This is a genomic window from uncultured Roseobacter sp., from assembly GCF_947491795.1.
In the GTDB taxonomy this organism is placed as follows: domain Bacteria; phylum Pseudomonadota; class Alphaproteobacteria; order Rhodobacterales; family Rhodobacteraceae; genus Roseobacter.
This window is the reverse complement of sequence record NZ_CANLKW010000001.1, coordinates 485839-504416: the sequence shown is the minus strand read 5'-3', so window position 1 is coordinate 504416 and position 18578 is coordinate 485839. Positions and strand designations below refer to the sequence as shown.

At 59.1% G+C, this 18578-nt stretch carries 19 protein-coding genes; 9 read left to right on the top strand and 10 right to left on the bottom strand.

All coding sequences use genetic code 11. The features are described 5' to 3' along the window. The first annotated feature begins 6 nt into the window (after positions 1–6). From obgE to Q1A34_RS02505, 3 genes are read left to right on the top strand one after another with little or no spacing between them, the layout of a single operon-like run. Positions 7–1041, top strand: coding sequence for a GTPase ObgE (obgE, locus tag Q1A34_RS02515; RefSeq protein WP_300030290.1), 1035 nt, complete (start codon positions 7–9; stop codon positions 1039–1041). Beyond that, positions 1029–2153 (top strand): glutamate 5-kinase, encoded by a 1125-nt coding sequence (proB, locus tag Q1A34_RS02510; protein ID WP_300030288.1) that lies wholly within the window; start codon positions 1029–1031, stop codon positions 2151–2153. Before obgE ends, proB begins: the two co-directional genes overlap by 13 nt. Positions 2154–2188: 35 nt before the next feature. Then, positions 2189–3454: a glutamate-5-semialdehyde dehydrogenase gene (locus Q1A34_RS02505; protein ID WP_300030286.1), complete on the top strand. Its 1266-nt coding sequence runs from the start codon at positions 2189–2191 to the stop codon at positions 3452–3454. Between the two features lie 10 nt (positions 3455–3464). On the opposite strand, the gene Q1A34_RS02500 is transcribed toward Q1A34_RS02505, so the two are convergent. Next, complete coding sequence (locus Q1A34_RS02500; RefSeq protein ID WP_300030283.1) at positions 3465–4061, bottom strand: histidine phosphotransferase family protein; 597 nt, start codon at positions 4059–4061, stop codon at positions 3465–3467. Between the two features lie 28 nt (positions 4062–4089). Here Q1A34_RS02500 and Q1A34_RS02495 point away from each other — a divergent pair, with 28 nt between their 5' ends. The 3 genes from Q1A34_RS02495 to Q1A34_RS02485 all read left to right on the top strand — a co-directional run bounded on the left by Q1A34_RS02495 (position 4090) and on the right by Q1A34_RS02485 (position 5984). Continuing rightward, positions 4090–4272: a DUF3553 domain-containing protein gene (locus tag Q1A34_RS02495; RefSeq protein WP_300030280.1), complete on the top strand. Its 183-nt coding sequence runs from the start codon at positions 4090–4092 to the stop codon at positions 4270–4272. Between the two features lie 129 nt (positions 4273–4401). Further along, positions 4402–5166: a GNAT family N-acyltransferase gene (locus Q1A34_RS02490; RefSeq protein ID WP_300030277.1), complete on the top strand. Its 765-nt coding sequence runs from the start codon at positions 4402–4404 to the stop codon at positions 5164–5166. Continuing rightward, complete coding sequence (locus tag Q1A34_RS02485) at positions 5163–5984, top strand: 1-acyl-sn-glycerol-3-phosphate acyltransferase (protein ID WP_300030274.1); 822 nt, start codon at positions 5163–5165, stop codon at positions 5982–5984. Before Q1A34_RS02490 ends, Q1A34_RS02485 begins: the two co-directional genes overlap by 4 nt. A gap of 27 nt (positions 5985–6011) precedes the next feature. Here the strand turns inward: Q1A34_RS02485 and Q1A34_RS02480 are convergent, their stop codons facing one another. Further along, positions 6012–6590 (bottom strand): PA14 domain-containing protein, encoded by a 579-nt coding sequence (locus tag Q1A34_RS02480; protein ID WP_300030271.1) that lies wholly within the window; start codon positions 6588–6590, stop codon positions 6012–6014. A gap of 262 nt (positions 6591–6852) precedes the next feature. Between Q1A34_RS02480 and rpsB the strand changes: the two genes are divergently transcribed. Next, the gene (gene rpsB, locus Q1A34_RS02475) at positions 6853–7650 is read left to right on the top strand and encodes a 30S ribosomal protein S2 (RefSeq protein ID WP_300030269.1); all 798 of its coding nucleotides are present in this window, start codon (positions 6853–6855) and stop codon (positions 7648–7650) included. A gap of 80 nt (positions 7651–7730) precedes the next feature. Next, the gene (tsf, locus tag Q1A34_RS02470) at positions 7731–8606 is read left to right on the top strand and encodes a translation elongation factor Ts (protein WP_300030266.1); all 876 of its coding nucleotides are present in this window, start codon (positions 7731–7733) and stop codon (positions 8604–8606) included. Positions 8607–8692: 86 nt separating this feature from the next. Here the strand turns inward: tsf and aroQ are convergent, their stop codons facing one another. Together aroQ and Q1A34_RS02460 are read right to left on the bottom strand one after the other, a co-directional pair. After that, positions 8693–9130 carry a type II 3-dehydroquinate dehydratase gene (aroQ, locus tag Q1A34_RS02465; RefSeq protein ID WP_300030263.1) on the bottom strand — a complete coding sequence of 146 codons (438 nt, stop codon included), beginning with the start codon at positions 9128–9130 and terminating at the stop codon, positions 8693–8695. A gap of 196 nt (positions 9131–9326) precedes the next feature. Continuing rightward, positions 9327–11051: a bifunctional sulfate adenylyltransferase/adenylylsulfate kinase gene (locus Q1A34_RS02460; RefSeq protein ID WP_300030260.1), complete on the bottom strand. Its 1725-nt coding sequence runs from the start codon at positions 11049–11051 to the stop codon at positions 9327–9329. Positions 11052–11364: 313 nt separating this feature from the next. Here Q1A34_RS02460 and Q1A34_RS02455 point away from each other — a divergent pair, with 313 nt between their 5' ends. Next, complete coding sequence (locus Q1A34_RS02455) at positions 11365–12198, top strand: 3-keto-5-aminohexanoate cleavage protein (RefSeq protein WP_300030257.1); 834 nt, start codon at positions 11365–11367, stop codon at positions 12196–12198. Here the strand turns inward: Q1A34_RS02455 and phoB are convergent, their stop codons facing one another. The 6 genes from phoB to Q1A34_RS02425 all read right to left on the bottom strand — a co-directional run bounded on the left by phoB (position 12199) and on the right by Q1A34_RS02425 (position 18401). Next, positions 12199–12888 carry a phosphate regulon transcriptional regulator PhoB gene (phoB, locus tag Q1A34_RS02450; RefSeq protein WP_300030254.1) on the bottom strand — a complete coding sequence of 230 codons (690 nt, stop codon included), beginning with the start codon at positions 12886–12888 and terminating at the stop codon, positions 12199–12201. Positions 12889–12893: 5 nt separating this feature from the next. After that, entirely contained in the window at positions 12894–13601 is a 708-nt protein-coding gene (phoU, locus tag Q1A34_RS02445; RefSeq protein ID WP_300030251.1) for a phosphate signaling complex protein PhoU, read from the bottom strand. A 4-nt stretch (positions 13602–13605) separates the two neighbouring features. Beyond that, entirely contained in the window at positions 13606–14403 is a 798-nt protein-coding gene (gene pstB / locus Q1A34_RS02440; RefSeq protein ID WP_300030249.1) for a phosphate ABC transporter ATP-binding protein PstB, read from the bottom strand. Positions 14404–14418: 15 nt separating this feature from the next. After that, positions 14419–15783 carry a phosphate ABC transporter permease PstA gene (gene pstA, locus Q1A34_RS02435; RefSeq protein WP_300030246.1) on the bottom strand — a complete coding sequence of 455 codons (1365 nt, stop codon included), beginning with the start codon at positions 15781–15783 and terminating at the stop codon, positions 14419–14421. Then, a complete protein-coding gene (gene pstC, locus Q1A34_RS02430; RefSeq protein WP_300030243.1) occupies positions 15780–17252 on the bottom strand; it encodes a phosphate ABC transporter permease subunit PstC in 1473 nt (490 codons plus the stop codon). Before pstC ends, pstA begins: the two co-directional genes overlap by 4 nt. Before the next feature lie 108 nt (positions 17253–17360). Next, positions 17361–18401, bottom strand: a complete 1041-nt coding sequence (locus tag Q1A34_RS02425) for a substrate-binding domain-containing protein (RefSeq protein WP_300030240.1) — start codon at positions 18399–18401, stop codon at positions 17361–17363. Between the last annotated feature and the right edge of the window lie 177 nt (positions 18402–18578).

Here is an 18578-nt window from a genome sequence, read left to right as displayed (position 1 = left end):
ACAGCCATGAAGTTTCTCGATCTTTGCAAAGTCTATATCCGGTCCGGCGCCGGTGGGGGTGGCTGTGTCAGCTTTCGCCGCGAGAAGTATATCGAATACGGTGGCCCGGATGGAGGCGACGGCGGGACAGGCGGGTCTGTCTGGGCGGAGGCCGTCGAAGGGCTCAATACACTGATAGACTTCCGCTACCAGCAGCACTTCTTTGCGAAAAACGGGCAGCCGGGCATGGGGCGCCAGCGCACGGGCAAGGACGGTGAAGGTATTGTTCTGCGCGTCCCCGTAGGGACAGAGATCCTGGATGAGGATCAGGAAACTGTTGTCTGCGATCTGACCGAAGTGGGCCAGCGTGTGCAGCTTGCCCGCGGTGGTAACGGCGGTTTTGGCAACCTGCATTTTAAATCCGCAACCAACCAGGCCCCGCGCCGGGCCAATCCCGGTCAGGATGGTGTGGAACGAACACTCTGGCTGCGGCTGAAGCTGATTGCCGATGTGGGCCTTCTGGGGCTGCCCAATGCGGGCAAGTCAACCTTTCTGGCGGCCACGTCCAATGCACGGCCCAAAATCGCGGATTACCCCTTTACTACGCTGCACCCCAATTTGGGGGTTGTGGGCGTGGACAATACAGAATTTGTTGTGGCGGATATCCCGGGTCTGATCGAAGGGGCCTCCGAAGGGCGTGGCTTGGGGGATCTGTTCCTGGGCCACGTAGAGCGTTGTGCTGTGCTTTTGCATCTGGTGGACGGCACGTCGGAAACCATCGCGGAGGACTACGCCACCATCATCGGTGAGCTGGAAGCTTATGGTGGCGACCTGGCCTGTAAACCACGGATTACAGTGCTCAACAAAATCGATGCATTGGATGAGGAAGAGCGCGCAGAGTCCTGTAACGAGTTGGAAAAGGCGAGTGGCGGATCCGTGATGATGATGTCCGGCGTCGCCCGCGAAGGTCTGACGGAGGTACTGCGTGCGTTGCGGGGGCAGATCGACGACGACAGGCTTCGAAAGCGTCCTGCGGAGGAGGCAGATCAGTGGCATCCCTGACGCAGGCACGTCGTCTGGTTGCGAAAATCGGCTCAGCGCTGCTGGTCGACCGGGAAACAGGTTTGCTGCGCCACGACTGGCTGGGAACGCTGGCCAGCGATGTGGCCTGGCTGCGCGGGCAGGGGTGCCAGGTGGTGCTGGTATCTTCGGGGTCTATTGCGCTCGGGCGCGGCGTGCTTGGCCTGCCCCGGACAGAACTGGCACTGGAGCAGTCTCAGGCAGCGGCGGCTGTCGGACAGATCAGACTGGCACGCGCCTATGAAGAGGTGCTTGCCCCACACGGTATCACCACAGCACAGGTGCTGGTCACACTGGAAGACAGCGCCGACAGAAAGCGCTATCTGAACAGTCGCGCGACGCTGGAGCAGCTGTTGTCCATGGGCGTTGTGCCGATCGTGAACGAAAACGACACCACGGCGACGGATGAAATCCGCTTTGGTGACAATGACCGTCTTGCCGCCCAGATTGCGGTGACCGTCGGCGCGGATCAGCTTATTCTGTTATCTGATGTCGATGGCTTCTATTCGGCCAACCCGTCGGTGGACCCGGACGCCCGCCGGTTCGATGTCATAGACCGGATTACGCCTGAGATCGAAAGCATGGCCGGAGACGCGGGCTCCGGGCTGTCCAAAGGCGGCATGAAAACCAAAATCATGGCAGCACGGACGGCGACAGCCGCGGGCTGCACAATGGCTATTACCGAAGGATCGGTTTTCAACCCCCTGAAAACGCTTGAAAACGGGGCAGGAGCCACGTGGTTTTCGGCCAAAACTGACCCGCAGGCGGCGCGCAAAGGCTGGATTGCCGCAATGAAACCGCGCGGCAGCCTCGCGCTGGATGACGGAGCCGTTCATGCCCTTCAGAGCGGCAAAAGCCTGCTGTCAGCAGGCGTCAGCGGCGTGATTGGCCAGTTTGAGCGGGGCGATCCGGTATCCATCACAGACAGTGCCGGCCACGTTCTGGGGCAGGGGCTGTCAAGATACACAGCGGCAGAGGCACGGCTGATCTGCGGGCGGAAATCGCATGAAATTGAAAGCGTGCTGGGCTATCCTGCCCGTGCTGCACTGATCCACAGAGACGATATGGCATTGCAGACTGTAACGGCGGCCTGACGCCGACCCCGGACTGCCACAAGAGGCTGAGCAAGATGAAAGACATGGATAACATACCCGCCCTGATGGCCGATATCGGTGCGCGCGCGCACACTGCCGCCGCAACACTCGCCTCTGCCCCGGCAGAGCAACGCCGCCGCGCCCTCGAAGCGGCGGCAGATCATGTAATGGTACGGACCGCCGATATTCTGGAAGCCAACGAACGCGATATGTCCTTTGGCCGTGAAAAGGGTCTGACGGATGCCATGATGGACCGGCTCAGACTGACAGAAGACCGTATCGCGTCAATTGCCAGGGGCCTGCGCGCTGTCGCGTCACAGAACGACCCGGTGGGCGAGGTGATTGCAGACTGGACCCAGCCCAGCGGGCTGCATATCCAGCGCGTCCGTACGCCGCTGGGTGTGATCGGTGTCATCTATGAAAGCCGTCCCAACGTGACGGCTGACGCTGGTGCGCTGTGTCTGAAAGCGGGGAATGCAGTCATTCTGCGGGGGGGATCGGAAAGCTTTCATTCCTCCGCTTTGTTGCACAGCTGCCTGGTCGGGGGCTTGCGTGATGCCGGACTGCCAGAGGATGCTATTCAGCTGGTACCGACCCGGGACCGTGCCGCCGTCAGTGAAATGCTGACCATGACGGACACCATCGATGTGATCGTGCCGCGCGGTGGCAAGGGCCTGGTGGGCCTTGTGCAGCGCGAAGCCCGCGTGCCGGTCTTTGCGCATCTTGAGGGTATTGTTCACATCTATGTTGATGCGGCTGCTGACCCCGAAAAAGTGCTGCGCGTTGTGCTGAATGCCAAGACCCGGCGGACGGGTATATGCGGTGCGGCAGAGTGTCTTCTGATCCACAAGGATGTCGCCCTGACGATGGGACGTGGTCTGTTGCAGGCGCTGATGGACGCGGGAGTTGAGGTACGTGCAGACGAAACGCTGCAATCCATAGAAGGCACGGTTGCTGCCGCGGACAGTGACTGGGGGCAGGAATACCTGGACATGATTATTGCCGCGCGCGCAGTCAGCGGTGTTGATGAGGCGATGGATCACATCCGCAGGTTTGGATCGAGCCACACGGACTGTATTCTGACCGAGGATGAGGCCACCGCGACACGGTTCCTGAACGAACTGGACTCGGCCATTCTGATGCACAACGCCTCGACCCAGTTTGCGGACGGTGGCGAGTTTGGGATGGGTGCGGAAATTGGCATCGCGACGGGCAAAATGCACGCGCGCGGTCCTGTTGGCGCTGCTCAGCTGACCAGCTTTAAATACATCGTGAAAGGGCAGGGCACGGTGCGCAGCTGACCACTGTGGTTCAGAAGCGCAGCCTGATGTCCTCGCTCCCGATCTCCGAGCTGACCTTGCGTCCTGCATCGGCTGCGACCAGCGGCAGAAGCGCAAACTGAACCTGCGCCGGGCGCAGGTCTGCCGGTGCGTCCTGAGTGGCGAGTACATCCCAGAGCGGGGCATCTATGTTGAGCTTGTCTGCGCGTCCATGCAACAGCCAGTTGCTGCCCTCAACGCTGATTTCCACGCGTCCGCCATAGGGCATGGCCGCTTCCACACAGAGCAGCGCCAGAAATGCCATGCGAACCTCGGCGCGGGGCTGTGCGTCCATCGGACCCCAGGCGACATTAAGCCGCGCGCCCTCCATCAGATCGCGCAGGATAGATACGATTTCCGCACGACCCATCATCTGTTCTCCGGCGGCGCCAAAAGCGATCCTGAAAAACCGGATACGCGCGCTGGCATTGCCGACGCTTTCCTGGATCAGATCCATTTCCGGGCCTGTCTCGCCGCCTGCCATGCCCAGCAGTTCCAGACCGTTGTTGATTGCGCCGATTGGCGATATCAGGTCGTGGCAGATGCGGCTGCCGATAAGGGCGGCCAAATTTACATCATTTTTGCCCATCTGTCGTCTCCTGTAGGACTGAGGTGCCATGGAAGATCTGAACGCAATTTTGTCGCCTGGAATGCTTGTGCGTCATCCCGACTGTCCTGACTGGGGCACCGGGCAGGTGCAAAGTAACATCGGAGGCCGTGTCACCGTAAATTTCAGGGATGTTGGAAAGATCGTCATCGATAGTGCCCGTATTGCTCTGATCCCTGTCTTTGATGGCTGAACATCCTTTCCAAAAGGTTAACGCACGCCCGGTGTTTGTAAACCCGTGCTTTCCTGTCACGTTGCGCAGCAGGTCTGAATTCCTTATGGAATTTCCAATGACCCTCTGTCCCAGGATGTTAACGCGCCGATGACCGGACATGCAGCTCCCCGATTTTCAGTCCGGCTTGCAACCACACAGCAGGACCTGGAGGCGGCTCAGCGTCTGCGCTACAGAGTGTTCGTGCAGGAGCTCGGAGGCGGCGGAGATCTTGTTGATCACGCGGCAGAGCTGGAGCGGGACCGCTTTGATCCGTTTTTCGACCATCTCGTACTGACCGACCATACCCGCAACGAGGTTGTTGGTGTCTATCGGGTGATGCGCGCCGATCAGGCCAGATCCGCCGGTCAGTTCTACAGCGAAGAAGAATATGATCTGTCGCGGTTGCTGGGCTCGGGCAGGCGCGTGCTGGAGCTGGGCCGGTCCTGTCTGCATCCCAATTACCGCGGTGGCATGGCGATGTATCATCTGTGGACCGGTCTTGCGAAATACATCCGCGCGCATGACATTGAGGTTTTGTTCGGTGTCGCGAGCTTTCATGGCACAGATGTGGAGGAGCTGGCAGAGCCGCTGTCTTTGTTGCACCACCGGCATCTGGCGCCGGAAAACCTGCGTGTCAGAGCCCAGCCGGGTGCGTTCCAGCGCATGGATCTGATCGAAGAGGATGCGCTGGACCGGCGGCGTGCAATGGTCAAAGTTCCGTCTCTGATCAAAGCCTACCTGCGGTTGGGCGGTTTTGTGGGTGAGGGGGCCTTTATTGATCATGCCTTTAACACAACAGACGTCTGCCTGATCCTGGACACAGCAAGCATGAATGAACGGCAGGCCAGGCTTTATCAGGGTGCGGACGCATGACGCCCACCTGGTACGGGAAAGCCCCGCCGCCGGAAATTCCAACGCCCGGCCTCGCGGGCTGGGTCCGGATTGTGCTCCGGGGAGTGCCTCTGCTGGGTCTTGTGACGGGGGGGCTTTTTCTGACGCTGGTTCTGCGCCTCGCCGAGCGCCCGGTTTTCGGCGCGGGGCGGCCTGTAACACCCTGGATCACCGTCTTTGTCTGCCGGAATGCGCTGCGCCTGATGGGCATCCGGCTGACTGTATCCGGCAGTGTGGTGCACGGGCAGGGGGCTGTGGTCACAAACCATTCCAGCTGGCTGGATATTTTTGTACTGAACGCGGTGAAGCGCATTTACTTTGTGTCCAAGGCCGAGGTTGCCGCCTGGCCCGGTATCGGCTGGCTGGCGCGTGCAACAGGCACCGTGTTTATCGAGCGAAACCGCACGCAGGCCGCACGCCAGGCTGAAGTTTTTCGCGACAGGCTCGCAGCGGGGCACCGTCTGTTGTTCTTTCCCGAAGGCACAAGCAGCGATGGCCAGCGGGTACTGCCGTTTAAATCGAGCCTTTTTTCAGCGTTCTTTGCGGATGATCTGCGCGATCACCTCGAAGTCCAGCCGGTGACCGTCGTCTACATGGCGCCCAAAGGGCAGGAGGCCCGGTTTTACGCCTGGTGGGGTGATATGACCTTCGGTGCACACTTTCTGAACATTCTGGCGCATGGCGCCGGTGGAGCGGTTCAGATCATCTGTCACGCCCCGCTGCAGGTGCGCGCCTATCCTGACCGCAAAGCACTGGCGACGGCGTGCGAGCACGCCGTACGCGGCGCGCACAAGCACTGAGCGCCGCGTCGTCTTACCGTTGCAGAGTCAGTGAAAAAATGCGCTGTCCGGCGTTTGTTCCAGCCCGTCGCTGTCCGGACCCCACTCCATCATCAGGCACGCCGTCCCTTTGCGCTGGAAATATGTGGCTTCAAGAGCGTAGTACCCGGCCTTTGGCACTTCGACTTCCAGTTCTCCGGCGTATCCGCAGGAATGGACTTCGTCATAGTCTGCGACCAGCTGACCACCGATCATCAGTTCCAGCCCGTCGTTATTCAGAAAATCCAGCGTGTAGGTACCTGCCGCATCGAATTTTATATATCCACTGATAGCCGCCGCGACTTTCATTGGCTTTTTGGCGGTCAGGGTCGGATCCCCCTCGCTGGTGTCGTCATAGGACAGACCGCGCAGGGGCGGCCCCTGTTCGGTGCGGTTGTTAAGGGCCCGCTTGGCGTCCCGGACCGTTCTGACATCGCCGGGGTAGGCATATTGCACCGCCAGTCCGGCCTGCAGGGAACCTGCCTTTGGCTGTGGGTCGGCAGGTGCCAGAGACAGCACCTGCGCCAGCGCCGCAGAGGGCAGGGCGAGCGTTGCGGCCACCAGAGCCGCCTGCATTGAAATTTTCATAATTACTCCCGGTTTTCTGTGTCGGATCCTCTGTGGGATCCTTCGCTGCCGGTATCCTAATAGGCTGGCTCGCTGCATGGCAAGAGCAGGCTGCGCGCCGTTACCAAAGAGCTCTTGCAGTACGCGCCGGGCTGGCCTATACGACGCGCACTGAAACCCGCAGGCGGGGTTGGGCCGATGGGGGAGAAATCCCCAGAGGTCCGCCGGTTGGCAGAAAACTGTCATGCCCCCGCCGAGGATTAAACCGGAAAGGTATACGCACATGGCTCTTCCAGAGTTCACCATGCGCCAGCTGCTTGAAGCAGGCGTTCACTTCGGCCACCAGACGCAGCGCTGGAACCCTCGTATGGGTCCGTTCATCTACGGCGCGCGCAACGGCATCCACATCATGGACCTGACACAGACCGTTCCCATGCTGGACGCGGCACTGAATGTTATCCGTGAAACCGTCGCCAAAGGCGGCAGCATTCTTTTCGTTGGCACCAAGCGTCAGGCTCAGCAGCCGATAGCAGATGCCGCAGAGAAATGCGCACAATATTACATGAACCACCGCTGGCTGGGTGGCACACTGACCAACTGGCAGACCGTATCCCAGTCGATCAACCGCCTCAAAGGGATCGACGAGCAGGCCGAAAACGGCTTTGCCGGCCTGACCAAGAAAGAGCGTCTTGGCATGGAGCGTGACCAGGGCAAACTGCAGGCATCGCTGGGCGGTATTCGTGAAATGGGCGGTCGCCCCGACCTGATTTTCGTCATCGACGTGAAAAAAGAGGCGCTGGCCGTGGCCGAAGCCAACAAGCTGGGTATTCCGGTTGTTGCGGTCGTCGACACAAACTGCCCGCCCGATGGCATCGACTATATCATCCCGGGTAACGACGACGCGGCCCGTGCAATTTCGCTGTACTGCGATCTGGCGGCGCGCGCCGCTCTTGACGGTATGTCCGCGCAGCTGGGTGCCGCAGGCGTTGACCTCGGTGCGATGGAAGAAGCGCCCGTGGAAGAAGCCGTCGCCGAGGAAGCACCGGCAGAAGCTGCAGCCGAGACACCTGCCGAGGCCTGAGGCCCGGCACTGTCACAGGCATGACACACGGGGCAGGGATCACCTGCCCCGGAACCTATCAGTTTAAAGGAGAACCTGAGATGGCGATTACAGCATCTATGGTCAAAGAACTGCGCGACAGCACCGGCGCAGGCATGATGGACGCGAAAAAAGCGCTGACAGAGAACGATGGTGACATGGAAGCAGCAATCGACTGGCTGCGCACCAAAGGTCTGGCCAAAGCGGCGAAAAAATCCGGACGTACAGCAGCCGAAGGTCTTGTGGCTGTTCAGGTCAGCGGTGGCCACGGTGTCGCTGTTGAGGTAAACTCGGAAACAGACTTCGTTGGCAAGAACGCTGACTTCCAGAAAATGGTTGCCGGTATTGCGACTGTTGCTCTGGGTGCGTCCGACGTAGACGCGCTCAAGGCGGCTGATCTGGACGGCAAAACAGTTGAGCAGACCGTGACAGACGCGGTTGCCGTGATCGGCGAGAATATGTCGGTGCGCCGCATGTCCACAATCGATGCCGAAACCGTTGTGTCCTATGTGCACAATGCTGCGGCACCGGGCATGGGGAAAATCGGCGTTCTGGTTGGCCTGAACGGTGGTGACGAAGCATTTGGCAAACAGGTTGCAATGCACATTGCGGCTGTGAACCCTGCGTCGCTGTCCGAAGACGATCTTGACCCGGCAGTGGTCGAGAAGGAAAAGCAGGTCCAGATCGACATTGCGCGCGAAAGCGGCAAGCCCGAGCAGGTCATTGAGAAAATGATCATCGGCCGGATGAAGAAATACATGTCCGAAGTCACGCTGGTAAACCAGGCGTTCGTGGTGAACCCAGACCTGACCGTTGGTGATGCGGCTAAAGAAGCCGGCGCGACCATTACAGGTTTCGTTCGTCTGGAAGTGGGCGAAGGCATTGAGGTCGTCAAAGAGGACTTCGCTGCGGAAGTTGCGAAAGCCGTCAAAGGTTGAGTCTGAGTGCAGCTCTCAGAATGTTAAAAGCGGCGCTTTTTTTGGTGCCGCTTTTTTTATTATAAACATGTGGTTATCGTGCGTAATTAATCTGAAAGGTGATCTTTCAGCGCGTCCATCGCAAGCACATATCCTTTGGCCCCGAAACCACAGATCAGTCCCGTCGCAACCCTGGCGATGTAGGATTTGTGCCTGAAATCTTCGCGGGCATGCACATTGCTGAGATGCAGCTCAATCGCAGGCAGTTCAACCGAGGCGAGGGCGTCCATCAGTGCGATTGACGTATGCGTATAGGCACCCGCGTTCAGGATGATGCCTGCATGCCGGTTGCGCGCTGCATGGATGTGATTAACCAGCTCACCTTCGATGTTGGACTGTGCAAATTCGACAGACATTTCAATGGCCTGTCCATGGTCGCTGCACATAGCCTCAATATCGTCGAGCGTGGTTCTGCCGTAGACTTCGGGCTGACGGGTACCCAGCAGGTTGAGGTTCGGACCGTTCAGGATCAGGACAGATGTCATAGCGTACTCACTGACTGTTGTTGCCTGTGCATAGACAGGAGTGAGCGCATCTGTCCAGAAGGGCGTCCACAGGCGCGCCAGAAAGACCTCCAGCGCGACCCTGTGGTTACAGTATCGATTTGTATAATCAGTATTATGTAAATAAAATGGTCGTGCCTGAATGCGGCACAAACCCTTGTTTACACGGCTGGTTGCTTCAGAACCCGCCCATCGATGAAATCAGCCCCATGCTCTCCAGTTTGAGCAGCACCTGATGCGCGCAGTTATCGACATCAACATTCTCTGTTTCGACACTAAGCTCCGGGTTCTCTGGCACGTCGTAAGGATCCGAGATGCCTGTGAACTCTTTGATCTTGCCTTCGCGCGCAAGCTTATAGAGCCCCTTGCGGTCACGGCGTTCGCATTCCTCGATCGAGGTTGCGACATGAACCTCGACAAAGGCACCGAACTGTTCGACGTCTTCCCGCACGGCACGGCGTGTCGTGGCATATGGCGCAATCGGTGCACAGATCGCGATGCCGCCGTTCTTGGTGATCTCTGAGGCGACATATCCGATACGACGGATGTTCAGATCACGGTGCTCTTTCGAGAAGCCCAGCTCGGAGCTGAGGTTCTTGCGCACAATATCCCCATCCAGCAGCGTTACCGGGCGCCCGCCCATTTCCATCAGCTTGACCATCAGAGCATTCGCGATCGTCGATTTGCCGGAGCCTGAAAAACCGGTGAACAATACCGTGAAACCCTGCTGACTGCGCGGCGGACGTGTGCGCCGGAGCTCCGTTACGACTTCCGGGAAAGAGAACCACTCCGGGATTTCCAGCCCTTCCTGCAGCCGGCGCCGCAGTTCGGTGCCTGAGATATTCAGGATGGTGACATTGTCTTTGTCTTTGATTTCATCCATCGGTTCGTACTGGGCACGTTCCTGTACCCAGACCATATGTTTGAAATCGACCATTTCGATGCCCATTTCTTCCTGATGCGCGCGGAACATTTCCTGCGCATCATAGGGTCCGTAAAAGTCGTCTCCGGCCGAATTCTTGCCGGGCCCTGCGTGATCGCGACCCACAATAAAGTGTGTACAACCGTGGTTTTTCCGGATCAGACCGTGCCAGACGGCTTCGCGGGGTCCGGCCATCCGCATGGCAAGGTTCAGCAATGACATCGAGGTTGTTGCAGCCGGGTATTTGTCCAGCACCGCCTCGTAGCAGCGTACCCGTGTGAAGTGATCCACGTCACCTGGTTTGGTCATACCGACGACCGGGTGAATGAGCAGGTTCGCCTGGGCCTCGCGCGCGGCGCGGAATGTCAGCTCCTGATGCGCGCGGTGCAATGGGTTACGTGTCTGGAACGCCACGATCTTGCGCCAGCCAAGCTTGCGGAAATAGGCCCGCAGTTCATTCGGCGTGTCGCGACGCGCCTTAAAGTCATAGTGAACGGGTTGCTGGATACCGGTAATCGGGCCGCCGAGGTAAACGGCACCCGCGGTGTTGTGCAGATAGTTCACAGCGGGATGTGCATCATCATCCGCACCGAATACCTTTTCAGCTTCGTGCGATTTGTCCGGTGACCAGCGGTCTGTGACCGTCATGGTAGCGAGAATGACACCTTCCTGATCACGCAGAGCAATGTCCTGTCCGATTTCCAGACCAGCGGCGAAATCCTCGCTGACATCCAGTGTGATGGGCATCGGCCAGAGCGCGCCATCTGTCAGGCGCATGGTGTCGACGACGCTGTTGTAATCTGCCTCTGACAGGAACCCGCGCAGCGGGTTGAAACCGCCGTTCATCAAAAGCTCCAGGTCACAGATCTGACGTGGTGTCAGGTCGTGGCTGACCAGATCCCCTGCTTCAGTTTTCAGTTTCTGGGCGGAATCGTAGGAGACGTAAAGTTCCGGAATAGGTGCGAGGTTGGCGCTGCTCATAACTTTCTCTTCATTCACTGGATAATCCGCGCACTTTAGGCGCTACATGTTTATGGGGCTTAAACGCCGGAAAGTTTCAGGTTTCAACTGTTTTTTTGCCCCCTGCCCTGATTGCCACCGCAATGGAAATGATCCTGCAACACCGGGCGGATTGTTGTGTGATCGTACCTTGCCGACCGATTGGCGAGGGTTGCACAGCCCGGTAGGCCGCAGGTAAGCTGAGCGCCAGGCCGACGCGCCTGTTTGCCTGTATCCTGCGGGAATGCTTCGGAAGCGTCCGACTGTGTGGCGCAAAGGCACGAAAGGAAGAGGTATGTCTGACCCCTGTATTCTGTGTGTTGCGATCACCGGCAGTGTGCCCACCAAGGCTGCGAACCCGGCTGTTCCGGTGACCATCTCTGAACAGGTTGAAAGCACGCATGAGGCGTTTGAGGCCGGCGCTTCGATCTGTCATGCCCATGTCCGTAACGCTGATGAAACGCCCTCCTCCGACCCCGGGAAGTTTGCCGCGCTGAAAGAAGGCGTCGAAAAACACTGTCCGGGCATGATCATTCAGTTTTCCACCGGTGGCCGGTCCGGTGCCGGTCGCGAGCGCGGCGGCATGTTGCCCCTGCGTCCTGACATGGCGTCGCTTTCGGTGGGATCAAACAATTTCCCCTCGCGGGTTTATGAGAACCCGCCTGATCTCGTGGCCTGGCTGTCATCGGAAATGCAGACACACGAGGTTGTCCCGGAGATCGAGGCTTTTGATCTCAGCCACGTCCTGCACGCCATCCGCATGCACAAACAGGGCATGCTGTTCGGGCGTCTTTATGTTCAGTTCGTTATGGGTGTCAAAAACGCCATGCCGGCGGACAGGGAAGTCTTTGATTTCTATGTGCAGACGATCCGCAACCGCGCACCGGACGCGGCCTGGTGTGCTGCCGGGATCGGACCCGCCCAGATCGAGGTCAACGAATGGGCCATTGCCGCCGGCGGACATACACGCGCGGGGCTGGAGGACAACGTCCGTCTGGACCGGGATACTCTGGCGCCGTCAAATGCGGCACTCATCAAAAGGGCTGCTGATCTGTGCGAGAAGTACGAGCGGCCTGTTGCAACGCCCGCTCAGGCCCGCGCTATTCTGGGGCTGCGCCCGGCGGCCTGATCAGCCAAGCGAGTAGCCGGCACCGCGTACCGTGCGCAGCGGATCTGATCCGCCATGCTGTGTCAGTGCCTTGCGCAGGCGGCCGATGTGCACATCGACCGTACGCGTGTCTACATAAATGTCCCTGCCCCAGACCCTGTCCAGAAGCTGCTCGCGCGAAAAAACCCGTCCGGGTTTCTCCATGAACGTCGACAACAGCCGAAACTCTGTGGGCCCCAGTCGCAGCTCCTGATCTGCCCGGTTCACCCGATGGCTCGTTGCGTCCAGAACAATATCCTCATACTCAAGCCGCTCGCCCGTCGCGGCCGGGCGCACCCGGCGCAGCTGGCTGCGTACACGCGCCATCAGTTCCAGCACGGAATAGGGCTTGATCACGTAGTCATCCGCGCCGGTTTCCAGACCTCTCACGCGGTCTACTTCTTCTGAACGGGCAGAGAGCATGATGACGGGAATTCTGCGTGTTTCGGTGCGGATTTTCAGGCGGCGGCACACTTCGATGCCGGACAGATTTGGCATCATCCAGTCCAGAACGATGACATCCGGCGCATGCTCGTCAATGAGCATCAGTGCTTCTTCACCGTCCTCGGCCCTGGTGACGGCAAAGCCTTCGGCCTCCAGGTTATAGGCCAGAACCTCACGCTGTGCCGGCTCATCTTCAACAACCAGAACCCGTGGCTGATCGGCAGACATGGAGATTATCCTTCTACTGTGACGGACGTCTTATCGGCCTTGGGGCGCGCGTCTTCGGGGTGCTCACCGGTGACCAGATAGACAACCTGTTCGGCGATAGAGGTCACATGATCGCCCATACGCTCGACGTTTTTGGCAATGAAATGCAGGTGCATGCAGGCGGTGATGTTACGCGGGTCTTCCATCATAAAGGTCAGAAGCTCCCGGAACAGCGCGTTATACATCTGGTCCACGTCGCGGTCCTGCAGGATTACGCTGGTGGCCAGCTCTGCGTCACGCTGCACATAGGCGTCCAGCGCATCCTTGAGCATCTTCTCCACCTCACGCGCCATGCGGCGCAGCGCCCCCGTGCTGTCATCGACGGGCGCCATCTGGGCCAGGACGCCGGTGCGTTTGGCCATGTTCTTGGCATAGTCACCGATGCGCTCCAGATTGGCGCTGATCTTGATCACACTCAGGATCAGCCGCAGGTCACTGGCGATCGGCGCACGCAGCGCGATCACCCGCGCGGCCTCACCGTTGATCACTTCTTCAAGCTCATCAATGGTACGGTCGGCTTTGCGCACCTTTTCGGCGAGCTCTTCATCGCGCGTGTCCAGAGACTGTGCGCTTTCCCGGATGGCGGCTTCGACAAGCCCGCCCATTTTCATGATCTGTGCCTGGATGGCTTCGAGATCGCGGTCAAAGACCGAAGCAATGTGTTGGTCCTGCATAATTTTATCCGATCCGGCCTGTGATGTAGCTTTCCGTGCGGGTGTCCTGCGGGTTGGTAAAAATCTGGCTCGTTTCGCCGTATTCCACAAGATTGCCCAGGTGAAAGAACGCAGTGCGCTGACTGACACGGGCGGCCTGCTGCATCGAATGGGTCACAATGACCACAGAATAGTTCTGGCGCAGTTCGTCGATCAGCTCCTCGACCTGGGCGGTTGCAATCGGGTCGAGAGCCGAGCACGGCTCGTCCATCAGCAGAACCTCTGGCTCCGTCGCCACTGCGCGCGCAATGCACAGACGCTGCTGTTGCCCGCCGGAAAGACCCGTGCCCGGCGCGCTGAGACGGTCCTTGACCTCATCCCAGATCGCCGCGCGCCTCAGGGCTTCCTCGACGATGTTGTCCAGATCGGCCTTGCTGCGGGCCAGACCGTGAATGCGGGGGCCGTAAGCCACATTGTCATAGATGGATTTGGGAAAAGGGTTTGGCTTCTGAAACACCATACCGACCTTGGCGCGCAGCTGAACAGGGTCGACGCGCTTGTCATAGATGTCTTCGCCGTCAATGCGGATATCCCCCTCGACACGGGCCACATCAATGGTGTCGTTCATCCGGTTCAGGCAGCGCAGAAAAGTGGACTTGCCGCAGCCTGAGGGCCCGATAAAGGCGGTCACTGTGCGGTCCTGAATATCTACATCCACATCCTTGATTGCGTGGTTGTCGCCGTAAAAGACCTGGACGCCCTTTGCGACGATTTTGACCTCGTTGGTGTCCACAGTTCTCTCCAGTATTCTCATATCGTTCATTGTCGGGCTCCTGTCTTACCAGCGGCGCTCAAAACGGCGGCGCAGGATGACGGCAATGGTGTTCATGGTTATCAGGAATACGAGCAGGATGATAATCCCGCCCCAGGCGCGTTCATAAAAGGCCGGGTCGGCGCGTTTGGCCCATTCGTAAATCTGCGCGGGCATCGCCGAGTTCGGGTCCAGCAGACCGCTGGCGATACCATCGGGCGCGTTGGATGCGATAAAGCCCACCATGCCGATCAGCAGCAGCGGCGCTGTTTCCCCCAGCGCCTGGGCCAGACCAATGATGGTGCCGGTCAGAATGCCGGGTGCGGCCAGGGGCAGCACATGGTGGAACACCGCCTGCATTTTTGAGGCCCCGACCCCAAGGGCGGCATCGCGGATCGACGGCGGCACAGCCTTGAGCGAAGCACGGGTCGAAATGATGATCGTGGGCAAAGTCATCAGCGTCAGCACCAGACCGCCCACAAGCGGCGCAGACTGTGGCAGATGCATGAACTGGATGAACACAGCCAGACCCAGAATACCAAAGACGATGGAGGGCACCGCCGCCAGATTTGCGATATTGACCTCGATCAGGTCCGTCCAGCGGTTCTTGGGGGCGAACTCCTCAAGATAGATCGAGGCTGCTACACCAATGGGCAGGGACAGCACAAGAACCACCAGCATCATAAAGAATGACCCGGCCATCGCCACACCGATCCCTGCGGCCTCGGGCCTGCTTTCAGAGGCATCGGCACCGGTGACAAAGTCCATGTTAAAGGTCTTTTCAACGATGCCCAGCGGGACTAGGAGATCAATAAGATCAAGGTGTTCTGCGTCGATGTTCTTGTCGCGCACGACATCTTCGCGTTTGACCCGGTCTTTGAGATATCCGTCGACACGGCTGGACGCCAGGATCCGGAAATCCACCGTTTCGCCGATCAACCCGGGGTTTTCCAGCACAACATCGCGGAGCTGTGCCGCTGCAGAAGCCGAGATCAGCGCCTTCATATCCCCGCGTTTGGCGAGCGGCGTTTCCAGGTTGTTCGTCTCGACGACGTCGAACAGGGCCTGCTGGATCAGCGGCGTGTAGCCAAAGGTCGAAACCTTTTTAATGTCCTCGGGGTCGCGGTTGCCTTTTTTGTCCAGCTTTGCCGGGTCAAGGTAGACAGACACATTGATAAAGGTCTGCTGAAACGCACCGGTGCCACTGGCCACGATGGTGCTCAGCAGGACAACCAGAAAGAAGATGCCGGTCGCGATCCCGGCGATACCATACATCCGGAACCGGGCTTCCGCGGCTTTGCGTTTCTGTGTGCGGGCGTCCGGAGCCACTAGGGAAACCGATTTTCTGGTTTCCGGTGCAGCTGGGTTTGCGGGAAGGCTGGCGTCGGTCATTCGTACTGCTCCCTGTATTTGCGTACGATGTACAGAGCAAAGATGTTCAGGCAGAGGGTGAGCACAAAGAGTGTGATCCCCAGGGCAAAGGCCACAAGCGCCTCGGGTGAGGCAAAATCACTGTCACCCGTCAGCTGTGAGACGATTTTCGCTGTCACGGTTGTCATCGCCTCAAAGGGGTTGAGCGACAGCCGGGCGGCCGCCCCTGCCCCCAGTACCACGATCATCGTCTCGCCAATGGCCCGGCTGGCGGCCAGCAGGATGGCCCCCACGATGCCCGGCAGAGCGGCAGGCAGAACGACCTGGCGGATGGTTTCCGAGCGCGTCGCACCCAGCCCGTATGAGCCGTCCCGCAGGGATTGTGGTACCGCGTTGATGATATCGTCGGAAAGTGAACTGACAAAGGGGATCAGCATGATGCCCATCGCGATACCCGCAGTCATCACCGATCGCCCGCCACCCATCCAGCCAGCGCCGTCACTGCCAAAAACACTCATGAGCATGGGGCCGATGGTCAGCAGGGCAAATAGGCCGTAGACGATGGTCGGGATCCCGGCGAGGATTTCCAGAAGCGGTTTGGCAATACCGCGTACGCGCGGGCTGGCGTATTCGGACAGATAAACGGCCGAGAAAAGACCGATGGGCACGGCAACCAGAAGTGCCACGATTGAGATGTAGATCGTGCCCCAGAGCAGCGGCAGGATCCCCAGGCTGGAAGCGCCGCCCCGTCCGGAAAAGCTCGGCGCCCATTCCAGCAGGGTGAAAAAATCTGCTGCCGGATACAGCCGGAAGAACTCAACAGTGTTGAAAATGAGCGACAGGATGATCCCGATAGTTGTCAGAATGGCGACCGAGGCAGCGGCGATCAGAATGGCCAGAATGCCCTGTTCAACCACGTTGCGCGCGCGGAAATCCCGCCCGCTTTCCATCACACCCCAGGCGGCACCGGCGACCGCCACAAGAAAAACAACGATGCTCATCGCGATGTTGGATACAGCGCTCATGCCACGGTAGGCCTGGGCTGCATTCAGAACCGGGCGGGAGATATCAGCGGTGACCACCTGCCCGGCATCTTTCAGCTGCTTTGTGATCGCGGCGGTATCCGCATTGCCATCTGTCGCAATGCCTTCGTCCATCGCACCGGAGGCAACAGCGCGTTCCAGCCCGTCGGCAGTGCGGCGCACCTCTGACATCACAAGGCCCATGTTCGAGCCTTCGGAGATCTCAGTTTCCGGGATCATTCCGGCGACCCGGTTGTCCAGCACCAGAGGCTGGGCCAGCAGCCACAGGAACATCAGCCCAAAGGCGGGAAAGACGGATTTCATAAAGGCGTTGGAGCCATAGTACACGGGCAGCGAATGCAGCTGCCGGGTGTCTCCACCGGCGCTTGCCAGGGCACGCTGGCGCGCCAGTATAAAACCCGCAGCCGACAGCGCAACGATCAGAACGGAAAGCCAGAGTAAAGGCATGCATCCCCCGGGAAAGCTGAATGGGACCGTTCAGGGCCCCTCGTCGATTGCAGCGGGCGGTGGTCTATACCGCCCGCTGCGTTTGTCATGTGGTTTGCAGAAACCGGATCAGCTGCCGCCGCCCATGACCTGCTCGTCGAACACGGCTTCCTGTGTGGCGGCAAGCTCGGGGTCGGACACGAGGCCGTATTGTGCCAGCGGGCCGTCCGGGCCTGCGATCTCATCGGCCACAAAGAATTCAGCAAATTCTTTCAGGCCAGGGATGACGCCGATGTGCGCCTTTTTGATGTAGAAGAACAGTGGACGGGAAACCGGATATTCGCCGGCCGCGATGCTTTCTGTGGTCGGCTCGATACCGGCCATTGTCGCCACTTTGAGGCTGTCGGTATTGTTCTCATAGAACGCCAGGCCAAAGACACCGATGGCGTTTGTGTTGGCGTCGATTGAGGCGAGTGTTTCTGTGTAATCACCGTCGATATCAACGGAGCGGCCATCAGTGCGCACCTCGAGGCACGCATCCTCCGCGTCATCTTCGGACATGCCAGCCGCGATCATGGCGTCATGTGCGCCGGTGGCCTCGCAGCCTGCGACCATCACCTTTTCTTCAAAGACTTCGCGCGTGCCGTGCTTGGTGCCCGGAATAAAGGCCAGGATCTCTGCGTCCGGCAGATCGCTGTTAAAGTCAGACCACTTTGTGTGCGGGTTGTCGACGAGCGCACCATCGACCATCACCTTTGGTGCCAGAGCGTTAAAGATGTCGGCCTGGCTGAAGGCAGTGTAGGCCGGGCCATCAATCTGGCTGGCAAAAACGATGCCATCATAGCCGATGCGCACTTCGATAATGTCGGTTACGCCGTTGTCGGCACAGGCTTTGATCTCTTTTTCACGGATGGCGCGGGACGCGTTGGCGATATCTGTGTGCTCTGTTCCAACACCCTGGCAGAACCGCTTGAGGCCCGCAGAGGAGCCGCCGGATTCAACAACCGGTGTCGGGAAGTCAAAGTTCTCACCAAAAGCTTCGGCCACGATCGAGGCATAGGGCAGCACTGTCGAAGAGCCTGCAACCTGTACCTGGTCGCGGGCAGCGGCGGTGGTTGCGGACAGCGCAGCAAGTGCCAGCGCGGAAGTTGTCAGTTTGACGAATGACATAGTGTCTCCTGTCATGGTTTCGCGAATACGATCACCCCCATTGGCGACCCTGTGAGAGGGAGGTAAGCGCCCTGAGCAATGCTTTTGTGACAGTTGCGTAACAGTTTTATGACAAGCCCGGTGGCGACAGGAAATTCATCGATTCCTTACACCAATAGCGAGAAAACAGGCGGTTTC